The 15,298-nt window shown below is 56.8% G+C and carries 14 protein-coding genes; 6 read left to right on the top strand and 8 right to left on the bottom strand.

Translation table 11 applies throughout. The annotated features are described in order from the left end of the window. Positions 1–131 precede the first annotated feature (131 nt). A complete protein-coding gene (locus ACN0TA_RS08690; RefSeq protein ID WP_417581794.1) occupies positions 132–530 on the top strand; it encodes an NADH:ubiquinone oxidoreductase subunit NDUFA12 in 399 nt (132 codons plus the stop codon). Between the two features lie 15 nt (positions 531–545). Further along, positions 546–965, top strand: a complete 420-nt coding sequence (locus ACN0TA_RS08685) for a DUF2155 domain-containing protein (RefSeq protein ID WP_417581792.1) — start codon at positions 546–548, stop codon at positions 963–965. Here the strand turns inward: ACN0TA_RS08685 and ACN0TA_RS08680 are convergent. From ACN0TA_RS08680 to ACN0TA_RS08650, 7 genes are all read right to left on the bottom strand, one after another. Next, entirely contained in the window at positions 962–1,459 is a 498-nt protein-coding gene (locus ACN0TA_RS08680; protein WP_417581790.1) for a GNAT family N-acetyltransferase, read from the bottom strand. The two genes, ACN0TA_RS08685 and ACN0TA_RS08680, sit on opposite strands and share 4 nt — an antisense overlap. Further along, a complete protein-coding gene (aat, locus tag ACN0TA_RS08675) occupies positions 1,459–2,097 on the bottom strand; it encodes a leucyl/phenylalanyl-tRNA--protein transferase (protein ID WP_417581788.1) in 639 nt (212 codons plus the stop codon). Before aat ends, ACN0TA_RS08680 begins: the two co-directional genes overlap by 1 nt. Before the next feature lie 38 nt (positions 2,098–2,135). Beyond that, positions 2,136–3,482, bottom strand: coding sequence for an acetyl-CoA carboxylase biotin carboxylase subunit (gene accC / locus ACN0TA_RS08670; RefSeq protein ID WP_417581786.1), 1,347 nt, complete (start codon positions 3,480–3,482; stop codon positions 2,136–2,138). A 9-nt stretch (positions 3,483–3,491) separates the two neighbouring features. Then, entirely contained in the window at positions 3,492–3,989 is a 498-nt protein-coding gene (accB, locus tag ACN0TA_RS08665) for an acetyl-CoA carboxylase biotin carboxyl carrier protein (protein WP_417581784.1), read from the bottom strand. A 36-nt stretch (positions 3,990–4,025) separates the two neighbouring features. Then, a complete protein-coding gene (gene aroQ / locus ACN0TA_RS08660) occupies positions 4,026–4,463 on the bottom strand; it encodes a type II 3-dehydroquinate dehydratase (protein ID WP_417581782.1) in 438 nt (145 codons plus the stop codon). Positions 4,464–4,595: 132 nt separating this feature from the next. Continuing rightward, the gene (locus tag ACN0TA_RS08655; RefSeq protein WP_417581780.1) at positions 4,596–4,952 is read right to left on the bottom strand and encodes a DUF2087 domain-containing protein; all 357 of its coding nucleotides are present in this window, start codon (positions 4,950–4,952) and stop codon (positions 4,596–4,598) included. After that, positions 4,942–5,832: a DsbA family protein gene (locus ACN0TA_RS08650; protein WP_417581778.1), complete on the bottom strand. Its 891-nt coding sequence runs from the start codon at positions 5,830–5,832 to the stop codon at positions 4,942–4,944. The genes ACN0TA_RS08655 and ACN0TA_RS08650 overlap by 11 nt, the downstream gene beginning before the upstream one ends. A 242-nt stretch (positions 5,833–6,074) precedes the next feature. On the opposite strand from ACN0TA_RS08650, the gene ACN0TA_RS08645 reads away from it, so the two are divergent. After that, complete coding sequence (locus ACN0TA_RS08645; RefSeq protein ID WP_417581776.1) at positions 6,075–7,214, top strand: pyridoxal phosphate-dependent aminotransferase; 1,140 nt, start codon at positions 6,075–6,077, stop codon at positions 7,212–7,214. 78 nt (positions 7,215–7,292) lie between these two features. After that, positions 7,293–8,195: a hypothetical protein gene (locus ACN0TA_RS08640; RefSeq protein ID WP_417581774.1), complete on the top strand. Its 903-nt coding sequence runs from the start codon at positions 7,293–7,295 to the stop codon at positions 8,193–8,195. A gap of 84 nt (positions 8,196–8,279) precedes the next feature. Here the strand turns inward: ACN0TA_RS08640 and ACN0TA_RS08635 are convergent, their stop codons facing one another. Continuing rightward, the gene (locus ACN0TA_RS08635) at positions 8,280–10,907 is read right to left on the bottom strand and encodes an Rne/Rng family ribonuclease (RefSeq protein ID WP_417581772.1); all 2,628 of its coding nucleotides are present in this window, start codon (positions 10,905–10,907) and stop codon (positions 8,280–8,282) included. A 525-nt stretch (positions 10,908–11,432) separates the two neighbouring features. On the opposite strand from ACN0TA_RS08635, the gene ACN0TA_RS08630 reads away from it, so the two are divergent. Together ACN0TA_RS08630 and ACN0TA_RS08625 are read left to right on the top strand one after the other, a co-directional pair. After that, on the top strand, positions 11,433–12,725 hold the full coding sequence (locus ACN0TA_RS08630; protein ID WP_417581770.1) for an N-acetylmuramoyl-L-alanine amidase: 1,293 nt from the start codon (positions 11,433–11,435) through the stop codon (positions 12,723–12,725). A 65-nt stretch (positions 12,726–12,790) separates the two neighbouring features. After that, positions 12,791–15,277 carry a response regulator gene (locus tag ACN0TA_RS08625; RefSeq protein WP_417581768.1) on the top strand — a complete coding sequence of 829 codons (2,487 nt, stop codon included), beginning with the start codon at positions 12,791–12,793 and terminating at the stop codon, positions 15,275–15,277. Positions 15,278–15,298: the final 21 nt, after the last annotated feature.

The raw sequence follows: 15,298 nt of genomic DNA, 5'->3' as shown, positions 1-15,298 counted from the left end.
TGTTCGTTCAAGATGTGCACACCATCTTGTGCGGATCACAGCGTCGAAATCGAGCGATGCAGTCTCTAGGCTGGCACAACCATGTATGCTAAAGCCCAACGAACTCATCTTGTGATTTGAAGGTACCGGGCGTGGCAAACAGCGGCTTTAAACAGTTCGTCTTCGAAATTTTCGGCTGGTGGAACAAGCAGACGCTCTCCACACGCATTTTCACCGCCTTGCGCGGGGTCAAGGTGGGGGAAGATGAGCTTGGCAACGTCTATTACCAAGGCAAGAAGGATGGTCGCCGCTGGGTCGTTTACAACGGTGCCGCCGATGCATCTGCCATTCCGGCCGGCTGGCATGGCTGGATGCACAAGCGCACGGATGTGCCGCCGAGCAAATCGGACTATAAGGCCCGCGATTGGGAAAAGCCTCACCTGCCCAATATGACCGGGACGGCACAGGCGTATCGTCCCGACGGGTCGATCCTGACGCCGCAGTCGCGTCCGCGCGTGACAGGCGATTACGACGCCTGGTCGCCGGAATAGGGCGGTTCTGCCCGCGTGGATTTTCGAAGGTCGACAAGAACCCGGTGTGCGCTCGCGCTTTTTGCGGCGCTTGCCTTAACGGCTATGCCTGCGAATGCGCAGGCGGTCTCCAACCCGGTTGCAGTCTTTACCGGACTCGACAAGATTACCGGACGGATCACCATATTTGACGTTTATATCGATGAAACAGTCCAATTTGGCTCTCTACAATTGACCCCTCGGGTCTGCTATTCGCGGCCAACGACTGAGGCACAAAGCGTCTCCGCCTTTGTTCAGGTCGACGAGGTTTCGCTGCAGGCGACAATGGAACAAGTATTTTCGGGCTGGATGTTTGCCGATTCGCCGGCTCTCAATGCAATCGACAATGCCGTCTACGACGTTTGGTTGATCGACTGCCGGCAAACTTCGGACGTGCCTCCGCCCAATCAGCGCTAGAGGCGCTTGCGCAAATCCACACCGTCAAATTCGTATTGTCCCGAAATCAACTCAGTTCGGGACCCAAGTCTGGTATATCCGAGAGCCAGATAAAACGGGACGGCCGGCACATTGGCAAAGGCTTCGAGTTCAGTCATGCCATTTTGGACGGCATCGGCTTCTACTGCTTCGAGCAAGTCTCGGCCGAAGCCACGGCCACCCGCTTTCGGATCGACACCGACATGGCGGATGTGCCCGCGGGCCGGTGCGTAGGAGGCGGTGCCCGGCGCGTCCTCGCTCCAACCGCCGACGGCGCGCACCGCCCCATCCTCGCGCAGAACGAAGTATCGTCCGGACGCAACGAGCTTATGGTTGCAAGTTGCGAATAGGGGCATGACCGGCTTCAGGATTTCCACGGGATAGAATTGTTCCAGTCCAGCATAGGCACGGGCGAGCAGGGCCGAGATTTCCGATGTGTCTTGTGGTGTTGCCGGGGCTATGGTGAGCGGGGCCATCACTCCAAGCCTCTGTCCCAGGTATAGAAGTCGCCATCGACTTCAAGCGCTCCCGACAGCCGAATTTCATAAATTGCCCGTGGGATCTCGATGCCGCCGAGTGAGGCCAGGTGGTCTGTAATGAACTGGGTGTCCAGCAGCACGTAGCCGCCGGCCCTCAACCGGTCGACCAGGTGAGCCAGTGCGATCTTGGAAGCGTCGGTGCGCCTGTGGAACATCGACTCGCCGAAGAACGCTCCGCCAATAGCCAGGCCGTAAAGACCACCGACCAGCGCATCACCGTCATAGACTTCAACAGTGTGGCAATAGCCCATTGAAAACAGTTCGCGATAAAGCTCGCGAATTGTTGGGTTGATCCATGTGGACTCGCGATCGCTACCGGCGGTTGCGCATCCTTCGATCACGGCTGCGAAATCATGGTCAACGACGACGGAAAAACCGTTCTTACGCATTGATTTGCGCAGACTTTTGGAAGCTCTGAATCCATCGAGTGGCAAAACACCGCGCATCTGGGGGCTGACCCAGAAAATATCAGGATCTTCTGCACTTTCCGACATCGGGAATATCCCGGCGCGATAGGCACGCAGGATCAATTCGGGCGTAAGGTCGATGTCGAAGGGGTCGTTGTTCCGGGTCATCGCAAAAATGAAAGAGCGGCCGTTGCGGCCGCTCTTTCCTACTCCTTGTTGGCCTCGAGAAACTTCTCGAGCCAGTGGATGTCGTAATTTCCTGCCTGAATATCAGGCTCTTTGATGAGCCGCCGGAACAAGGGAAGGGTGGTCTTTACGCCATCGACGATAAATTCATCCAGCGCGCGATTAAGGCGCTGCAGACATTCCGGACGTGTCCGGCCATGCACAATCAACTTGCCGATCAGGCTGTCATAATAGGGGGGGATATTGTAGCCCTGATAAACAGCGGCATCGACCCGGACACCTACGCCGCCAGCGGGGTGGTAATATGTGATCCGCCCCGGCGATGGCGCAAAAGTCTGCGCGTCTTCGGCATTGATGCGCACTTCAATCGCATGGCCATGAAAGACAACATCTTCCTGCTTGAGCGATAATGGCTCTCCGGCAGCGACACGGATCTGTTCATAGACAATGTCGAAATTCGTGATGCGTTCGGTGACTGGGTGTTCGACCTGCAGCCGGGTGTTCATTTCAATGAAATAGAACTCGCCGTTTTCGTAGAGGAACTCGATGGTTCCCGCGCCCGAATATCTGAGTTTGCGCATGGCGGCAGCGCAAATTTCGCCGATCTCGTCCTGTTCATTTGTGGGAACTGTCGGGGCAGAAGCCTCTTCCCAGACTTTCTGATGCCGACGCTGCAACGAACAGTCGCGGGTGCCTAAATGTACTGCATTTCCCTGTCCATCACCAATGACCTGCACTTCGATGTGGCGAGGCTTTTCAAGGTATTTTTCGAGATAGACAGAATCATCGCCGAAGTTGGCTTTGGCCTCTCGGCGTGCCGTGGAGAACGCTATCGAGAGGTCAGCTTCGTTAAGTGCGACCTTCATGCCCTTGCCGCCGCCGCCCGATGCGGCTTTGATCAACACGGGATAGCCGATTTCTGCCGCCGAACGCTTTGCTTCCGCTTCGGTCGTCACAGCGCCGGCCGAACCGGGAACGCAGGGGATACCCAGTTCCAGAGCGGTCTTTTTGGCCTGGATCTTATCGCCCATGATATCGATGTGGTGAGCCGATGGGCCGATAAAGGCAATCTTGTGTTCTTCGAGAATACGAGCGAAGCGTGCGTTTTCCGACAGAAAGCCATAACCAGGATGAACGGCCTCGGCACCTGTGATTTCGCAGGCAGCGAGAATCGAAGGGATGTTGAGGTAGCTGTCACGCGCGGCGTTGGGGCCGACGCAAACGCTTTCATCGGCAAGGCGCACATGCATTGCATTGGCGTCGGCCTGGGAGTGAATGGCAACCGTCTGGATGCCAAGTTCCTTACAGGCGCGCAGGATGCGCAGGGCGATTTCGCCGCGATTGGCTATGAGAACCTTGGAAAACATGGCTGAGCCTTACTCGATGACCACGAGAGGTTCGCCGTATTCAACCGGCGAGGCATCATCGACCAAAATGCGCGTGACAGTACCCGATTTATGGGCCGGTATCTGGTTCATGGTCTTCATGGCCTCAATGATGAGGATTGTCTGGCCCTCGGCAACCTTGGCACCAACTTCGACAAATGACTGCGCGCCGGGTTCTGGCGCTAGGTATGCGGTGCCGACCATCGGCGAGGTGAGCGTATTGGGGCTGGCGGCCAGATCCTCTGGCGAGGCGGCAGCGGGTGTCGATGCAGCAGAAGCCGCCGGCACCGCAGGGGCGGTTGCCGGAGCGGCAGGCGCTTGCTGGGCGTAGCCCGGAGCTGCGACCTGAACGACTTCCTTGGCAAATGTACGGGTCACGCGGATGCGGAAATCATCCTGCTCAAGTTCGATTTCGGCCAGATTGGCCTCATTGACCAGTTCGGCGATTGTGCGAATGAGGTCCTGATCGACCTGCGAGATCTTTGCCATTGTTTTTGTGTCTCCACCGACCCCAGGGGGTCTTTCTCAATTCAGGATTTCAGCAAGGGCTTCAAGGGCAAGCGTATAGCCTCTTGGACCCAGACCGCAAATTACGCCCTTTGCCACTGCAGATACGTAGGAATGGTGGCGAAAGGGTTCACGCTGATGAATGTTTGACAGATGCACCTCGACGACAGGCTTGTCCAATGCACGCAACGCGTCGTGAATAGCAACCGAAGTGTGGGAATAGGCTGCGGGGTTTATAACGATGGCATCCGCCGTCTTGCGGGCGGACTGTATCCAGTCGACCAGTTCGCCTTCATGATTAGACTGTCGGAAGTCGCAAGCCATTGAAAGCTTGTTGCAAGTCTCTCGGCACATGGCCTCGATGTCGGCGAGCGTTTCGCCGCCATAAATCGATGTTTCCCGCGTGCCCAAGAGATTGAGGTTCGGTCCATTCAGGATCAATACGCGTTTTGCCATGTGTCCTATCTTGTCGCGTCAGATACGCCAAATGATGGCAGACGCGCCTTTTTTAAAACTTTTTGAGCCAGCCGGGCTGGCAATTCAAGCTGGCGTTATACGAAATGCACCGAAAAGGCAAAGGGTACCTCCCTACGCGCGCTGTACCGTAATTCTGGCCAGCAAAGCTACGGCCTCTTGCGGTAGATCACGGGCCACGCGTCGATAGATACTGCCATCGGGAGTTCGGCGCAAAAGGTCGCGCTCGCACAGCTCGCGCCTAAGTAGGACATAGTCTTCGAAATCGTTCCGCGTGCGAAGCATTGTATTGACCTCGAGTTCCGAGCATTGACCAAAGTCAGGCAATTGCGACCAGATAACCCAGAGTGCGAGCTCCTGGTCAGCCCGACGCGACGGCCACCGCACGAGGCGCCCGGTGCCATCGAAGCATCTTGCTGTGCGTACGATGCGTTTTTCGATGGCGATCTCGGTCGGCTGTTCATCCGCCATATGTTGAGCCGTCCTGGCCCGTCCCGTCGCAAAGCGTATCACCGCACTCGCGCATGTTCTCAACGCGACGGAGCAATTCGACCTTGGGCAGTGCGCCGGGTATGACTTCATCGCCGATGATGAAAGTCGGTGTGCCCGAGATGCCCAGCGCCTGAGCGATCGTGTATGTGCGCTGGAGTGCGTCAGACACGTCGGGCGCCCCCATTTCAAGTTCGAGTGAGACGCGGCTCAGGCCAAGCGACTCGGCCGCTGCGAGGGCTGCCTGAGTGTCGATCTCACCAGGCGTCGCAAACAGTTCTGTGTGGAAGTCCTGATAGCTCACATCGGAGCGGCCGACCAGAATGGCGATGCGGGCGGCATCGACAGAGGCTTGCGACAGAATGGGGAATTCCTTGAGGATGACCCGCAAATCGGGGTCTTCTTCGACCAGCGCCATGACGTCGGCGACAACCTGGCGGCAATACCCGCAATTGTAGTCGAACATTTCGACGATGGTGACGTCACCATCGGGATTGCCAAGCACAATGTTGGCGGGATCATTGTAGATTTCCTCTTCCAGTGCCGCCAGAGCGATGCGCGCACGCTCGCCTTCTTCGGCGCTCACCTGTGCTTGAAGTTCGATGGACATACGCTCGAGCAGCCGCGGGTTCGCAAGAAGATAGTCTTCTATGACGGGGCCAATGGTCGCCGTATCGATTGGCGCAGCCTGAACCTCCGGAGTCGTCTCGGCGGCGGGTTGAGCCCCAGCAGCCTGAGCAACAATGGCCTCTATCTCGGCCGCTGTCATGCCCGACTGCGGACGACTTGCGATCGAATACGCCAACCCGGCTCCAAGCACCACTATGGCAGCGGCAAGGCCGATATTGATCGCTTTTTGCATTTGAATCTCCTATCGCTTTCCGGTCGGTTTAGCGTAAGCCGCAGCAAGGAGCCAGCCGGATTGAGTGCGTCGTCGAGATAATGTTAAGCGCGGGAGGAAATTTCTATCAATGCGGCTAAAGATGGAATTTTTTGCCTTCAAGGTGGCGTATATGATAATGAAATGCTGGTATGCTCGGTATTCTAGCAGTTCCAGCCTTGCTGCTGTTGGCTGCCAAAACCTGAGCACTAGCGGACGCTGAAATGATGAATGCCAATTCAATTCGCCCATTTTACGCATTGGAGCTGATGGCGCGGGGGCAGGCGCTGGAAGCCCAGGGGAACACCGTGTGTCATCTCGAGATCGGGGAGCCCGGTGGCAAGCCTGCCGAATGCGTGCTCGATGCTGTCCGTGAATGTCTCGACCGGCCCATGGGGTATACTGCTGCCAAAGGTATGCCAGCGCTGCGTCAGCGTTTGAGCAGCTATTACGCAGAACAGCATGGTGTGGAAGTCTCACCTGAACGGATCGTTGTCACGACAGGGTCGTCCAGCGGGTTCATTTTGACATTTCTCGCAGGTTTGGCGCCCGGTCAGCGCATCGCAGTTACTCGGCCAGGCTATCCAGCATATCTCAATATTATCGCTTCTTTGAATCTTGGGAGCGTCGAAATCCCGGTTTCCCCGGCCAATGGCTGGCGATTGACGGTGGCAGACATTGAAGCAGCGTACGCAAGGGCTCCATTTGAAGGACTTCTTGTCGCCAGTCCGGCAAATCCGACGGGTGCAGTGCTGGAGCGGGAAGAGCTTGCGGCGATTATTGCCTGTTGCGACCGGTTGGGTGTGCGCTTTATTTCAGACGAAATCTATCACGGCCTGAATTATCTAGGCGGAGATGCCAGTGCGCTCGAGTTTTCCCACGATCATGTGGTGGTCAACAGCTTCTCAAAATATTACTGCATGACGGGATGGCGCATCGGTTGGCTTGTCCTTCCAGAGGATATGGTGCGTCGGGCGGAAATGATGGCACAGAGTCTGTTTATCTCGGCTTCGAGTGTGTCTCAATGCGCCGCTCTGGCTGCATTGGAAGCACGGGATGTGTACGATCAGCGGCGTGATCAGTATGCGGGTAACCGACTCGTGTTGGCAGATGGCCTCAAGTCACTGGGCTTCGGATTGGCCGAGCCTTCCGATGGGGCGTTCTATGCCTATGTGGATGCTTCGGCCTTCACCAATGATACAATGGATTTTTGTTTCCGGATGCTCGACCAGGCCGGTGTCGCCGCAACGCCCGGGCAGGATTTCGATAGAACCGACGGCCACAAATATGTCCGCTTTTCCTACGCCGGCACTCAGGAGAGAATAGCCATGGCGCTCGAACGGATGGGGCGGTTTCTGCTGTAGGATTCAAGTTATTTGATTGCGCTGAATTCCATGATATCGGCCGGCCCACAAACGCCAATCCCGATGCAGAGGACAGCCATGCGCCGCTTTTCAATCGCTTTGATCGTAACGCTGGCATTTGGTCAGCAGGGGCTTGCGCACACAGTCAATGGCGGAGAAAATTGTCTCAAGATCATCGAAACTATTGGTGCGTTGGAGATTTCGGCTGACACGGTGATTGAAGAAACCGCTGACAGTTGTCGGATATTTGATGGCCATATAAAGATTGATGCGACGGTCCGCTATAGCTTCGAAGAGCTGAGTGTCGATGGCGAAGGCGTCATTGCAGCGCTCAGCGAAAAGAGCTTGCCGTCATCATTGAACATCTCGGCCAAGAATTTGCATATCCAGCCGGTGATTGACGACAAGGTCTTCTCATATCTGCTTGAACTTCAATCGCCGCCGTTCGATGTGAGTTTTTCGATCATCTGGGATGAAAGCAGTGCTTCACTCAGACTTGTCGATGCGAGCCTTAGCTCGCAGTATATAGGGCGGCTGGCGCTATCGGGCGCGTTTTCGAACGTCTCTCAACCGGTGGCATCCCTGTTCGATACCAACCCTGGACCACGGATAGACAGTATCAGGATAGTGCTGGAAGACCGCGGATTGGTCGGAGCATTTTTGGTAATGCCGATGAGCAGCTTTTTGGAGCAAGCGCGTGATCCTGCGGCTGGAGTGGCAGCCTATCAACAAACAGCGCGCGACATGATTGCCGGTTTACCGAAGGCCGTGGCGGATGAGGGGACAAAAGACGTTCTCACTCAGTTTGTTGATGAATTTCCCCGTCCGAGCGGAATCTACGAATTCGTACTTACTGCTGGAGATGGTTTCAGCCTTGAGGATGTCGATGTGCTTCCGTTCATGCTGGAGGATCGACTAACGATCGAAGCCGATTACACCGAAACTGATCTGAGCCTGAGAAGTCTGGAAATCTCGAACTGAAAAAGCGCCGGCCCGAAAATTCGGACCGGCGCTCAAATGTTGTTGTGGCCGTTGAGCTATGCGCTGGAACGTCCCCTTAGTCGATTAGCCAAGGCCAAGGCGACGCTGCCACCATCCGGCCTTTTTGGGCTTTTCTTTAGTCGGCTCGCTCGTTGAAGAGACAAGAATCTCATCGGAAGGCAGCGCCTTTTTCTTGCGGCCCGCATTATCTTCTGATTTCTCGGCAGCTTGCTCTTGTGCCGGCTCGGAAACGGGCTCAGGCGCATTTTCGGGCACAGGTTCAGGCTGGGCCTGGCTTTCCACTGCCGGCTCTTGAGCCTCCACTTTTTTCTTGCGCGGTGCACGCGGCTTGCGTGCAGGCTTTTCGGGGGTTGGTGCCGGTTCGGCGGCTGGCGCTTCTTCGGCTCCCTCTACAGCTTCTTGCGCTACGGTGTCGGGCTGCACGGCCTTTGCTTTGGTCGTCCTGCGTGTCCTGCGCGCCTTGGGTTTTTCCTCAGCCTTCTCGACAACTTTTTCGGCTTCGGCTTCGGCTTCGGCTTCAGGTGCTGCGTCAGGAGCAGGGAGGTCGTCGGACTTGGCCGCAACAGCTGGCTCTCTATCCTCGACGGCGTTCATTGCGTCGGCATCGCCGAGCGATTCAGTATCCTGTTCCGAACCGTTGCCCTCGTTTGGACGCTTGTTGCGGCGACCACCGCGACGCCCGCGCCGGCGACGCTTGCGTGGCTGATCGTCGTCATCCTCGCTGACGCCTTCTGAGCGAACTTCGTCGTCCGTCTCAGCGGTTTCTGCATCCGGAGTGGCGGTTTCGGTTGCCTGAACAACTGCATTGTCCTTGCCGCCGCGGCGACGGCGACGGCGGCGCTTGTTGCGGTTTCCATCACGCTCGCCCGAATTTTCGGATTCTGCGTCGACTTCAATTTCAGCGTCGGCCTCGACCTCTTCCTCCTCGACCTCAGGCTCCTGGTAGTCATCCAAAGAGGCTGCATCGGCGCGAATGTGTTGGACCGGAGTCGCAGCCACCGGGGCTCTTGCTTCACCGCGCTCGATGTTGAATTGAGAGCCAAGAAGACCGCTTTGTGCGGATATGGTGATTGAAAGGCCATATTTGGCTTCGAGCGCTGTCAGTGTTTCGCGCTTGGTATTGAGGATGTAGAGCGCAACGTCGGCCGGCATGTTGACGTTGATCGATTGACCTGGCTTACGCAGTACATGGTCCTCGATCGCGCGCATGATCATTAGCGCCAGCGATGACACCGAACGCACCAGACCGGTACCCGCGCAGGTGGGGCAGGTGTGGGTTGACGACTCCAACACACCAAAACGGATGCGCTGGCGGCTCATTTCCATCAGGCCGAAATGGCTGATGTGGCCGACCTGAATGCGCGCGCGGTCGTTTTTGAGGCAATCTTTGAGCTTCTTTTCGACAGAACGGTTATTGCGCCGCTCTTCCATGTCGATGAAATCGATAACGATCAGACCAGCCAGATCACGCAGACGCAACTGGCGGGAAATTTCCTCTGCAGCTTCAAGATTGGTTTGAAGCGCAGTGTCTTCGATATTGTGTTCCTTGGTCGCACGACCCGAGTTGACGTCGATAGACACCAAGGCTTCGGTTGGGTTGATGACAATGTACCCGCCCGAAGGCAGCGTGACCTGTGGGTGGAACATGGAGTCCAGTTGCGACTCTACATTGAAGCGCGAGAAGATCGGCGCATCATCCTTGTAGACTTGCACATTCTTGGAATGGCTGGGCATGATCATGCGCATGAAGTCCTTGGCCTCCCGATATCCGGAATCGCCGGATACAAGGACTTCCGTGATATCCTTGTTGTAGAGGTCACGAATGGTGCGCTTGATCAGGCTCCCTTCCTCGTAAACCAGGCAAGGCGCCGAAGACTCTAGCGTAAGCGTGCGAACATTTTCCCAAAGTCGCATCAGATATTCGAAGTCGCGCTTGACCTCAGCCTTGGTCCGCGATGCACCTGCAGTACGTAAGATAACGCCCATACCCTGTGGCACTTCAAGGTCAGTAGCGATTTCTTTGAGGCGCTTCCGGTCGGCAGCACTGGTGATCTTGCGCGAAATGCCGCCGCCGCGTGCGGTGTTGGGCATCAGGACCGAATAGCGGCCTGCGAGCGAAAGATAGGTGGTCAGCGCAGCGCCCTTGTTGCCGCGCTCTTCCTTGACGACCTGAACAAGCAAAACCTGGCGGCGCTTGATGACTTCCTGGATTTTGTAACGGCGCTGGTTCCGGCGTGGACGCTCCTGCAAGTCTTCCAGCGCGTCGCCATCACCGATCTGCTCAACCTTTTTGGTTTCGCGTGGCGTCTCAAGATCATCGCCATTGTCTTCGGTCGACTCTTCGTCGCCTTCGGCGCTATCAGTATCTTGATCGTCGACAAGGTCCGCTTCTTCCTCGTGCGCTTCTTCTTCGTCGCGCATGAGGGCTTCACGGTCAGCGACCGGAATTTGATAATAGTCTGGGTGAATTTCGGAAAAGGCGAGAAAGCCGTGACGATTTCCGCCGTAGTCAACGAAAGCGGCCTGCAAAGAAGGCTCAACCCGCGTAACCTTGGCGAGATAGATATTGCCCCTCAGCTGCCGCCGTTCAGCGGATTCAAAGTCAAATTCCTCAAGTCGATTACCGGTGGTAACGACTATCCGTGTTTCTTCCGGGTGGGTGGCATCCACCAGCATTCTTTTTGTGGCCATAAATTAGAACTCCGCGCGCTCGCGCGCCGGGCCCGAACCGTTCTTGTGACGGGCGGCCAGCGCCATGCGAGGCGTATGACAGGATCGTGAAAACGCCAGAGGCGTCGATGGGAAGGGTAGGGGTCAAGGAATGGGACAGCGGGCTGCGGCGCGCCGGAACATCGATCGTGCCGATTGCCAGAGTTAAACCCATTCGACCTCGTCCTTAGGGGCATGGCCAGTTCGGCCGTGCCGGTCGAACTGCCTCAATACCGGCAAGTTCGATATTCTCAATTCGGTGCAAGTCGCGCGTCACATGTCCAGTAAGTCGTGGCCGGCGATTAGCCGGAGGCGAAAACAGGCATGGGCGCAGACTCTTTGGAGCACCGCACTACAGTCCTTACGAGTGTTCCTGCACATTGGCAATAGCCAATAGCCCTGGCACGCGATGGACAGGATGTGGCGTGGAGCAACATGAAGTTCAAGCCAAGGCTTGCCTATTTCTGCCTGAGAATCGCATAAGGTGCACGTGAACTGGAGTTTTAGATGATCGTCCCGGCTGTGCGCAAAAAGCTGATTTTTTTCGTTCTGGCATGTGCCATGTCCAACGTATCGGCTGGCGCAGCCCAGGATGCTCCACAAGCCGAAGCGACATCGGAAGCGCAGGCGAGCAACGGTGAGCAGGCCGATCCGGCGCTGCTAGACTCTCGCGTTACTGCCACGCAAGACCGCGCCCGTCTCGTGCTCGATCTAACCACGCCGACCGAGTTTGCGGTCTATACGACCGACAATCCCATGCGCGTAGTCGTCGAACTGCGCGGGCAGACCGGAACCAGCGGTCAAGATAATCAGCCGACTGGTGACGGCCTGGTGAGCGCCTACAATATCGAAGCTCCGGCTGAAGGCCGGGTTCGCGTTACTCTTGAGCTTGCCGGCCCCGCCCAGGTGCAGCAGTCATACATCCTGGACGCTTTTGAAGATCAGCCTGCGCGCCTTGTTATCGACCTCGTTCCAGACACCGCGGACAATTTTACAGCCAACATTCGGGGAGCCGAGGACGAGAGTGACGTCAGCGAGGTGCCGCAAGCAGCTTCTCCTGCTGCGCTTGACGGTGCACAGACAGCGCCCGGCGAAACCGCCACGGCAGTTGATAGCGTAAGACCGCTGGTTATTATCGATCCTGGACATGGTGGCGTCGATGGGGGCGCGCGCGCAACCAACGGCCTCGAGGAAAAAACCATAGTTTTGGCCTTTGCACTCAAGCTGCAAAATCTCCTCGTGGAAACGGGACGGTTCGATGTGGCGTTGACGCGCGATACCGATACTTTCCTGACGCTCTCCGAGCGCGTTGCCTTGGCGCGACAGAACCAGGCGGACCTGTTTATTTCCCTGCATGCTGACTCCTTCGACCAGCAGGACGTGCGCGGAGCGTCCATCTATACGCGTGGCGATCTGGCAACCTCCGATCTCGACCGCGTTCTGGCTGAAAGCGAGAACCGAGTGGACCTGATCGCCGGTTTTTCGCCACCCGAGGATGAGGGTGCGATTGATGTGCTTGTGGATTTCCTGGCGAGAGACACGCGGCGGCAATCTTACCTGGCCGGGCAAGCGCTGATCGAACAGCTGGAACCCTCTGTTCAGTTGCGACGTTTTCCGCTTCGGCAAGCCGATTTCTTTGTGCTCAACTCGCCAGATATTCCATCGGTGTTGATCGAACTGGGTTTTCTATCCAATTCGGACGACACAGCAAATTTGACGACAGATGCCTGGCTGGACCGAGTGGCCGCAGCATTGGCGCGTGGAGTCGCCGTGTACTTCGATGGTCGGTTTCAGGATTGATCCGGCGCATTGATTGGACGAAAAATGCGCGATAACAGAGTTCGGAAATCGAGGATCCAGCGACATTGACACCGCCGATCGACTTCAGCGCGCTTTTCGAGAAATCGCCTAACCCGTACGTTCTGCTCGATCGCGATCTGCGTATTGTTGCGGCCAATGCAGCCTATCTCGACGTCACGGAACGCAGACTGGATGCCATTCTTGGCAAAACAATGTTTGATGCATTTCCCAGCGATCCGGAAACGGCGAGCCATCAGCAATTGCTGTCGTCGCTCGAGCGTGTCATCGCCGGGGGCGGCATCGATCACTTGCCGCTCATTCAATACGATATTGAGCGGGGCGGGTTAGTGGAGCACCTTTACTGGTCAGCGACGCACGTGCCGTTGCTCGACGATGCCGGACAGACGGCCTATGTTCTTCAGCACACGACCGACGTTACTGAACTGCAGCGGCTGCGTTCAATGGCCCATGCCGAGCCAGGCAGAGAGGGCGAGGCCGTAGAGGCTACGGTCTTCAGGCGTGCGCGCGAAGTTCAGGCACTGAACGACCAATTGGGCGCCGAGGCAAGACGGCTGAACCTGCTATTCGAGCAAGCTCCCGGTTTTATGGCTGTTCTTTGGGGGCCGAACCATGTGTTCACAATGGCCAATGCCGCCTACGAACAGGTTGTCGGCGGGCGCGATGTTGTGGGCAAAACGGTTGCTGAGGTCCTGCCTGAAGTCGTGAGCCAAGGTTTTGTTGCGCTGCTCGACCAAGTCTACGAAAGCGGCGAAGTGTATCTTGGCCGACAGATGCGTATGAAACTTACGACCGGCCGAAGTGGGGCGCCGGTCGATCGTTACCTCGATTTCATTTACCAGCCCATTGTTGCTGACGATGGTTCCACGGCTGGCATATTTGTTCAGGGCCATGACGTAACCGACGAAATCGTTGCCTCAGAAAAGCTCAAGGAACTCAATGAGAGCCTGGAAGCCCGAGTGGCCGATGCAATCGCAGAGCGTCGGCAGGTTGAGTTGGCCTTGCAGCAATCTCAAAAGATGGAGTCGCTGGGCAAGTTAACGGGAGGCGTCGCTCACGACTTCAATAATCTGTTGCAGGTGATCTCGGGCAATATTCAGCTTCTTTATGGCGATGTAGGCGATAATGCGCGTGCTCGCCAGCGGCTCGAGAATGCAATGGCGGGTGTCGAGCGCGGTGCGAAATTGGCCGAGCAATTGCTGGCCTTTGGGCGGCGTCAGCCGCTTGAGCCCAAAGCCCTCAATGTGGGGCGCCTCGTTAACGGTATGGGCGACATGTTGCGCCGGGTACTGGGTGAGGAAGTCGAGGTCGAGACCATGGCTTCGGGTGGGCTTTGGAATACGATGGTCGATCCCAATCAGATCGAGAATGCGCTTCTCAATCTGGCCATCAACGGGCGCGACGCGATGGACGGCGTCGGCAAGTTGACAATTGAGGTCGGTAACGCATTTCTCGACAACGCCTATGCGCTACAACATGAGGAAGTCGCGCCTGGTCAGTACGTCGTTATCGCCGTGACGGACACCGGCACCGGCATAGCGCCCGATGTGCTGGACAAGGTGTTTGAGCCGTTCTTTACGACCAAAAGCGGGGCCAATGGTTCCGGGCTTGGCCTGTCGATGGTTTACGGGTTCATCAAACAGTCTGGCGGCCACATCAAGATCTATAGCGAGCTGGGTGAGGGTACCACGGTCAAGCTTTACCTTCCGCGCATCAATGCCCAGGAAGACGTCGTGCGTGCGGTGGACATGGGGCCAATTACCGGTGGCAGCGAAACCATCCTTGTGGTTGAGGACGATGAGGCTGTGCGGGCGACTGTCGTCGAGATGCTTACGGATCTTGGATACAAGGTTCTCAAGGCCAACGATGCGCAAAGCGCACTGGCGATCGTGGAAAGTGGCGTCGCAATCGACATGCTGTTCACTGACGTCGTGATGCCCGGATCCCTCAAGAGCCCGGAATTGGCGCGAAAGGCGCGTTCGTCCATTCCGGATTTGGGGGTGCTCTTCACTTCCGGCTATACTGAAAACGCCATTGTGCATGGTGGGCGGCTCGACGCCGGAGTGGAACTTCTCTCCAAGCCTTACACGCGAAACGCACTGGCGCGCCGCGTGCGACAGGTGCTTGCCGACCGGACGGGCGTCACGTCGATCACTGAGGCAGCGCCTAAAACGGATGGTGCGCTTGAAAAAGTGCTGCTTGTCGAGGACGATCCACTGATCCGCATGTCGACGGCGGATATGATCCGCGAGCTGAATTTAAGCGTTCTGGAATGCTCAAGCGCTGAGACCGCGCTTGAATTGCTGGCCGGCGAGAAAATCGATTTCCTTGTGACCGATATCGGGTTGGCTGGGATGTCGGGGACGGAACTCGCATGGTCCGTGCATCGCGATTATCCTGACATTCAGATTGTTCTCGCAACGGGCCACAGCGTGTCAGCGGATGATGTAGTGCCAGGTGGGAAGGTGCTTTCCAAACCGTTCGACGAACGTCGCGTTGCCGAAGTGCTTGGCAAGTTGAGCGCGGGCGGGTGAACCGGCACACACCGTTTTGAT

It is taken from the genome of Pelagibacterium sp. (genome assembly GCF_048264985.1).
Classification (GTDB): Bacteria; Pseudomonadota; Alphaproteobacteria; order Rhizobiales; family Devosiaceae; genus Pelagibacterium.
The sequence above is the reverse complement of the archived record's forward strand: the minus strand, read 5'-3'. Positions and strand labels throughout refer to the sequence as shown.

Excerpts from the sequence above, each read along its gene's own strand:
- ACN0TA_RS08650 (WP_417581778.1), bottom strand. The coding sequence starts at position 5,832 with ATGCAAAAAGCGATCAATATCGGCCTTGCCGCTGCCATAGTGGTGCTT.
- ACN0TA_RS08635 (WP_417581772.1), bottom strand. The coding sequence starts at position 10,907 with ATGGCCACAAAAAGAATGCTGGTGGATGCCACCCACCCGGAAGAAACA.
- accC (WP_417581786.1), bottom strand. The coding sequence starts at position 3,482 with ATGTTTTCCAAGGTTCTCATAGCCAATCGCGGCGAAATCGCCCTGCGC.
- ACN0TA_RS08655 (WP_417581780.1), bottom strand. The coding sequence starts at position 4,952 with ATGGCGGATGAACAGCCGACCGAGATCGCCATCGAAAAACGCATCGTA.
- ACN0TA_RS08630 (WP_417581770.1), top strand. The coding sequence starts at position 11,433 with ATGATCGTCCCGGCTGTGCGCAAAAAGCTGATTTTTTTCGTTCTGGCA.
- aat (WP_417581788.1), bottom strand. The coding sequence starts at position 2,097 with ATGACCCGGAACAACGACCCCTTCGACATCGACCTTACGCCCGAATTG.
- ACN0TA_RS08680 (WP_417581790.1), bottom strand. The coding sequence starts at position 1,459 with ATGGCCCCGCTCACCATAGCCCCGGCAACACCACAAGACACATCGGAA.
- ACN0TA_RS08640 (WP_417581774.1), top strand. The coding sequence starts at position 7,293 with ATGCGCCGCTTTTCAATCGCTTTGATCGTAACGCTGGCATTTGGTCAG.
- aroQ (WP_417581782.1), bottom strand. The coding sequence starts at position 4,463 with ATGGCAAAACGCGTATTGATCCTGAATGGACCGAACCTCAATCTCTTG.
- accB (WP_417581784.1), bottom strand. The coding sequence starts at position 3,989 with ATGGCAAAGATCTCGCAGGTCGATCAGGACCTCATTCGCACAATCGCC.
- ACN0TA_RS08645 (WP_417581776.1), top strand. The coding sequence starts at position 6,075 with ATGATGAATGCCAATTCAATTCGCCCATTTTACGCATTGGAGCTGATG.